Genomic DNA, 1,827 nt, shown 5'->3' with positions numbered 1-1,827 from the left:
GAGCTTTATAGAGCAGCGATCCATTAAGTTGGCCGCTTGATTGCATACTCTTGTATGTACAAGTAAGTATGTGTGCGTAAGAGTCGTGAGAACCTCTTTGCACCCGCCACTATTTCGCTTGTAACGCAGTGCCATGCACGGGCTTGCTCGCCCGCTGCCTGGGCTGGTTTTCATTGCTTTGTCCGGTGTGCACAAAAATAGATGTGCATACCCGCACAGGAGATTCGGCCTGAGCCGGATCAGATCGCAACACTCCATTGATTAGGCAGGAATTATCAAGATGTCGAAGAAATCAAGCTGGTTGGGTTCTGTAGCGCTCAGTGCAATGGTTCTCGCCTGTGCTCCGGCACTGCAGGCCAAAGAATGGACCTCGGTGAATATTGCAACCGAGGGCGCCTATGAGCCCTGGAACGTGACTCTGCCAGGCGGAAAAATTGGCGGCTTCGAACCGGAGCTGATGGATATCATCTGTCCGCGCATGAAGCTCAAGTGCAACATTGTCGTGCAGAACTGGGACGGGATGATCGCCAGCCTCAATGCCGGTAAATTTGACATGCTGATGGACGCCATTGTCATCAACGATGAGCGCAAAAAGGTAATGGCCTTTTCGATTCCTTACGCCCAGACACCTGCCAGTTTCGTTGCGCTGAAAGCTGATCTGTTGCCGGGCAAAACCGGTGCCGAAGCCGCCATCACTCTGGGGACCGATGCCAAGGAAGTGCGCGCCGGCGTTGAAGAGCAGCGCAAGGCACTCAAGGGCAAGACCATTGGTATCGCCTCCGGCACCATTTACACGTCATTCATTGATCAGAACTTCAAGGACGTGGCGACCATTCGTGAATACGGCAGCTCGGCCGAAGCCATTCTCGACCTGCTGGCCGGCCGCATTGACGTCGCTTTCGATGACGTGACCTTTTTCAATTCGGTGATGGACAAGCCGGAGAACAAATCGCTGGCCTTTACCGGCCCGGTCATCAAAGGCCCGATCTGGGGTGAAGGGGAAGCTCTAGGCTTCCGCCAGACAGACCCTGAGCTCAAAGCCAAGTTCGACGCAGCTCTCAAGGAAGCCATGGCTGACGGCACGATCAAGACACTTAGCGAGAAGTGGTTCAAAGTAGACCTCACACCTAAGTCTTGACCCCTGAATTGCCCGGCACCGTGAAGGCTGCCGGGCTGCTTAAACCTTCTCAAGAATGGGAGCCTCTATGAACCTCTTGCAGCTACTCAGTTTTGGTGACTCAGGCTGGGGAATGGCGCTGCTCAAGGCAGCGGRCATGACCGTGATATTGACCCTGGCAGCGCTGCTGGTGGGTGCGGTATTTGGCAGCCTGGTCGCGGCTGCCAAGCTATCCCGTCGACGCAGTTTGCGCTGGCTGGGAGATCTGTATTCGATACTGTTCAGGGGGATCCCCGAGTTGCTGGTGATCTACCTGTTCTACTTTGGCGGAGCCAGTGTAGTGACGGCGGTTGGCCACTGGTTCGGGGGTGAAGGCTACATCGACGTGCCACCTTTTCTGGTCGGTGCGCTGGCGGTCGGGCTGATTTCCGGCTCCTATCAGGCTGAAGTCTACCGCGGCGCTTTTCTCGCGGTATCACGGGGCGAACTGGAAGCCGGCCTGGCCATAGGCATGTCCCGCGCGATGCGCTTCAAACGGATTCTGGTCCCCCAGGTGCTGCGATTTGCGCTGCCCGGGCTGGGAAATGTCTGGCAAATGAGCCTGAAAGACTCGGCGCTGATTTCAGTCATCGGCCTGGTGGAATTGATGCGTGCCAGCCAGGTCGCGGCCGGTTCCACTCGTCAATATTTCACGTTCTACATCATCGGGG

2 protein-coding genes are annotated in these 1,827 nt (G+C 56.1%); both read left to right on the top strand.

Annotated features, from left to right (window positions below; translation table 11 throughout):
- The first annotated feature begins 373 nt into the window (after window positions 1-373).
- A complete protein-coding gene (locus AC1DH9_RS28375) occupies window positions 374-1,138 on the top strand; it encodes a transporter substrate-binding domain-containing protein (protein ID WP_427536910.1) in 765 nt (254 codons plus the stop codon).
- 67 nt (window positions 1,139-1,205) lie between these two features.
- The coding region (locus AC1DH9_RS28370) for an ABC transporter permease (RefSeq protein ID WP_477809256.1) at window positions 1,206-1,827 on the top strand (622 nt) is incomplete at its 3' end.

The sequence above is a fragment of the Pseudomonas sp. 05T35 genome, from assembly GCF_056396605.1.
Note: the sequence above shows the minus strand (reverse complement) of the source record. Positions and strands in the feature narration are given on the sequence as shown.